This window comes from Lentzea alba, assembly GCF_047445655.1.
In the GTDB taxonomy this organism is placed as follows: domain Bacteria; phylum Actinomycetota; class Actinomycetes; order Mycobacteriales; family Pseudonocardiaceae; genus Lentzea; species Lentzea alba_A.
Genome location: NZ_JAJAEG010000081.1, coordinates 1 through 5,341, shown reverse-complemented (window position 1 = coordinate 5,341; position 5,341 = coordinate 1). Strand labels below are relative to the sequence as shown.

Sequence of the window (5,341 nt, the reverse complement as noted above, 5' to 3'; positions counted from 1 at the left end):
AGTTGCACATGTCGCAGTACAGGCCGGTCGGGTCGCTGAACGTGATAGGGCTGTTGTTCGAGTAGGTGTAGGCGTTCCACTGCCGCGGATCCGCGAGATCCATCACCGGATCGACTGAGATGAACCGGCCCAGTCCTGGGTCGTACTCACGCGCACCGATGTGCGTCAGCCCGGTGTTGTCCAGCGTTCCGCCGACGAACCCCTTGTCCAGCCGAGCCGGCCACGTCCCCGTACCACCACGAACATCCCCGAACGGCAACATGCGCCGCGTGCTCACCAGCTGGTTCAACGCGTTGATCGTGATCTGCGCCGTGCCGTGCTGATCAGACGACATCCACGTCAACCCGGTCGACGTACGCATCGCAACGGTCTGGCCGGCGTGTGTGTAGTACCGCGTGCAGTTCTTCGCACCCGACGACGTCGTGTACCTCAGTTCCTGACCCGGCAGGTACAACGTCCGGCCGGTCGGGTCGCGCCTCACCAACCGGTTGCCGTCGGCGTCGTAGACGTACGACGACTGACCAGACTCGTCAACCGTGGTCTCGACGCGCCCTTCGCGGTCCCACGTCATCGTCTGCGTGGCACCCGACGGCGACGGGCGGGTGAGGGTGTTGCCGGACTCGTCGTACGTGTACGACGCCTTGCGGCTACCCGCGCTGTCCGTCGTTACCGTGCTCGCGACGCTGTGCTTGCCCGGCGTCGACGTGTACTCGACCGTGCGATCACCAGCACTGGTACCGCGCTCCACCAGCTTCGTGCGATCGCCCGCGACGTTGTAACTGAAGGACTGCCAGTACTTCGACGGACCACCAAGCCCCGCAACAGAAGGATCGGCAGCACAGTCACCGGATGCCGGGGTCCACGCCTCAGTCAGGCGACGCAGGTAGTCGGCACGGAAACACTGCGTGTCCGCGCTGACCGAGTCCGAGACACGGGTGACATTGTCTGCGTCGTCGTGCCGGTAGGACACGTCGGAGACGTTCCACGGGCCGGTCTGCTTCGTCGTCCAGATCTGGTTGAGACGACGCGTGAACTGGTCGTAGTTGCGCAGGACGTCGACGGTGTTGCCGTCGTTGTTGCGCAGCCGGTAGTTCGCCAGCTCACCGAAAGAGGTGTAGCTGGTGTCGGTGACGAGCCCTGTCTGCGGCGAGGTCCCGTACCCGGTCTTCTGGGTGTCCGCCTGCCCCAGCGCGTCGTAGTTGTACTCCAGCGTTTCCCGCTTGAGGTCGCCCGTGGCTGGGATGCGTGTAGAGTTCAGCGCCCCGTTGGAGTGGTAGGTGTAGACGTAGCTGTAGGTGCCGCCAAGGCCGGTCTCTGCCTCCGGGACGGTGAAATTGGTGGCTGAGGGCTGATAGTCCGCCCTGATCCCCACGTGCTCCATGACGTAGTCACCGAGTTCGCCGTGCCGCACCGACTTCACCAGCACGCCCTTGGGCGTGCTGCCGTCGGCGAGTCGGTCGTAGAACCACTCAGCGCGCAACGGACCGGTTGCCGAGTCGTCACGCGTGCTCGTCTTGCGACCCAACGCGTCGTAGGTGTACGCCAGTGTCTTGCCGCGAGCGTCCGTTGTGGACACCAGCTGGTCGGCGTCGTCGTAGACCGACGTGGTGACGCCCTTGTCGGGGTCAACTGCGCGGACCTGCTTGCCCCGCACGTCGTAGGCGAACTCCCACTTCTTGCCCGAAGGATGCAAGACCTCGGTCAGCTGACCCTTGAGGTCATAGGTGTACTTGGTCGCGTCGAAACCGGAAGCACTGCCCGCGACGACACCCGCGTGGTACTGCCGAAGCTCGGACGTGCGACCCAGCGCGTCGATCAGGGTCGACGTCACGACACCACCGGCCGGCGGAGTCACGTCCGTGCGATCACCCGCGTAGTAGGTATTGGTGCGGAACAGCTCCTCGCCACCAGGGCTGGCGACCGGCACGTTCCTCTTCAAAGCGCTGACCAACTCGCGGCCGGCACCATCGAACGTCGTCACCGCCGCTGACGGAATCGTGTCCGTCGGTACGAACAGCTCGCTGCCGGGTGCAACGTTCGCCAGATAGGCGTTGTTGGATCGGACGGCGCGGCCCGCCGAGTCGTAGTGCGTGTCCGTGATGACCGAATTCGTCGTGTTGCCTGCGGCGTCGGGCGTCTGGGTCTGGCGTGGCCGGAGCAGCCCGTCGAGCAGTTCGTACGACGTCACGTACTGGCTGCTGGTGTTCAGTGTGCTCGTCGTGATGACGATGGGTCCGTCTGTGCGTTGCCGGTAGGAGAACTTCTTGCTGAAGCCGAGCTTCGAGACTTCAGTTGTGCGGCCGAGGCCGTCGTAGGTGAAGGAGGTCTTCCGCAGGTTGGGGTCCGTTGTGGACAGTGGCGCCGCCCAGGCAGGCTCCATGACCGTGGTGGTGACCCAGCCCAGCGAGTTGGTCGTGGTGATCTGAGTGACCGGTCCGCCTTCGGCCGGCGTGTACGCCGTGGTCACGGTTCCCTTGGGATTGGTGGTTTTCGTGACCCGGCCGTAGGCGTCGCGCACCGTTGAGTGCTCGGTCAGGTAGGCCGCGGCGCCGTTGACGTACGACTTGAGAGTCTCGGCCTTGGTGACTTCGCCCTTGGTCGGTGCGGCACCGTAGTCCTGATCGTCGTAGTAGGTCTTGACGTCTGCGGCGATGTCTGCGTCCCGCAAGCCCACGCCCGCTCTGGCCTTCGCGCAGTCGACCAGGAAGTCACGCTTCCGCGACACCTTGTCGGTCAGCCAGGCCGATGTGTTGCGCGCGTAGTCGATCAGGACGCATTTCTCGTCACCAACGACCGCGTCATCGCCGCGATCCTCGGTCGCCGTGGCCGCGCCATGGGTCTGGTCGAACTCAGTCGCTGAGCTCGTCGTGCGGAAACCGCGCCCGCCATCGAGAGCAACACGTGCGTGCTTGCTCGCCGTCGAGGCGAAGCGGGCGTGCACGGTGACATCGTTGATCGTGCGGGTAGCGGTCGGCTCCGAACGCCACGGCACGTTGGCTGTCGCGGAGACCTCGGCGCCGCCAGGGCCGTTGTAGACGATCTCTTCGCGTACGACGCCCGCGTAGGAGTCCTCGTCCACCACCTCAGGCACGTTGCCCACGGCGATCGCCGGCATCACCGCAGTACGGGTGCCCGACGGAAGCTTGTCGNCGCCGCCAGGGCCGTTGTAGACGATCTCTTCGCGTACGACGCCCGCGTAGGAGTCCTCGTCCACCACCTCAGGCACGTTGCCCACGGCGATCGCCGGCATCACCGCAGTACGGGTGCCCGACGGAAGCTTGTCGCCGTGCATGCCGCGGAAGTAGCGGGTCTCGGTCAGCGTCTGCTCACCTGGGTCGCCCTTCATGGTCTTCACGGCGCCGTAGCCGCGCCACACCGACCACGTCTTGTCCTCGGCCTTAACGAAGCCGTCATCGTCGGAGTAATGCCAGGCGGGCGCACCGACGTACTCGTACTGCGTGAGCACGCGCACCGAACCGCCGGTCAGGTCGGTCTCCGTCACGTTCTTCACGACGTACTTGTGGAAGTAATCCCAGATCGGCTCGGTGTTGCCCTGCGGCGTCCATCGCACCGGATAGCACCGCAGGTTGTTGTCCTGCAACGCGTTCTGGTTCGGCATCCGTGACCCGGCCACGCAGTCCGGATCCGAGTAGGTCACGTCGACCCTGCCGCCGGTCTCGGTGAAAACGGTCTTGAGCCGCCACCACTTCATCGCCGCGAGCTGGTCGGCGTGCGTGTCCACCCGGTTGCTCAGCTGAATGCCCTGGAACCGGATGTCCGGCACATCGGTCTGCTGCCCGACAAGACCCGAACGAGAGACCTTGTCCAGCCACAACCCGGCCCGCGTGCCGTCACCGGGGTCCGGGAACGAGTGCCCCAGCGTCCACTTCTCCACCGCGTTACCGCCGACCTTGGCCGTCACCGAGGCAAGGCGCTTGGTCCCCCAGAACGACGGGGAGCCCACGTAGCACGGGCTACTGGTGCACTCCATGTCCCACGGCACATCCGGCCAGTGCTGAGCGTCCTTCGTGCCACAGTCAGCAAGGCAACGATCCGCCGACTCGAACACCACCTGCATCGGCGCGGACTCGGTGCGATCGACACGCGTGCCGTAGTCGATCTGCTTCAACACCGCCGCACGGTCGAACTCAGCCAGATCGGTCGTGGAGTTGTTGCGGCCGTACTTGTTGGTTTCCCTGTCGTAGCTGTACGACATGGTGTTGCCGTGCAGGTCCACGACGTACTCGAGGTTCCACCGGTACGCCCGCGTGCAGAACGAGTCCTTGAACAACGCCGCGGCACACGGCTCACCCGCGTGATTGCCCGCCACCGGCACAGTCAGCACCGACTGACGACTCCGGCCAAACCAGTGCTGCGTACCGTCCGGAGTCGTGACAACCCAGTGCTCGCCGTCATGCGCGCCGTTGTCGACACCGGTGCGGAACTCAACGCGGGTGCCATCGTCATTGCGCAAGCGCCACCGGTTCGAAGGCGCGGGCTCCTTGATCAGCTCACCGCCGTGCCCAGCCATCGACAACGTCGCGTTCTCGTTGCGCCAGCACAAATCACCGGTCTTCACCGTGTTGCGCGCACCGTTGACCATGTCATCCGCACAACCGGCGAACTTGCGCTCGACGAAGTTCGCGCCGAACTCGAACCCCTCACCGATCCACGACGGCTGGTTGTTCGACGCCGCCATCCGCCCGTCCACGTTCGCCGACGAGTACGACAACGCCAACGACGGCGTCGGCCCACCCAGCGAAGGCGGCATCCGGAACGGGTAGCTCCACGTGAAGGCACCAGTGTTCGAACCGGCCGACCACGTCGCCGACGGCGACAAACTCGTCGCCTTGTAGTCGCCGGAACCGCTGGAGGTACCGGAGGCCAGCGCCATGAACGCCCCGCCGGCCGGGCTCGCCTCCGCCGCGGTCACCGTGCCCTTGGCCGGATCGTTGCGCGATGCCACAGGCTTCGCGCCACACTCCGGCTTACCGGGCGTGGTCAGCGCGCACTCAGGCAACTCCACCAACCGCAACCGGGAAGCCCAGTCACCGCCATAGGCCCAGCGGAACGACGAGTAGTCCACCTCGACCTTCGCCGCACCACCGGAGACTTTGAACAACAGTCCGTCCACACCGGCCTTGCGGGTCTTGTCCCGGTCGAACGTCTCAATCTTGACCTTGGGCTTGGCCTTCGCCGCCTCAGCATCCGCGGCGGCAACCGACAGCGGGGTGTCGGCCACCTTCTTCGCGGCGACCGACACATCGGCTACCTCAGTGACCGCAGCCTTCGGCCACGGGTGTGTCAAACGAGCGGTGTAACTCGGGTTGAAGGAACTACT

General features: G+C 65.3%; 1 protein-coding gene. It reads right to left on the bottom strand.

The annotated features are described in order from the left end of the window. A partial coding sequence (locus LFM09_RS49855) for an RHS repeat-associated core domain-containing protein (protein WP_414103692.1) occupies nt 1-5,263 on the bottom strand: 5,263 nt, incomplete at its 3' end. Nucleotides 5,264-5,341 lie beyond the last annotated feature (78 nt).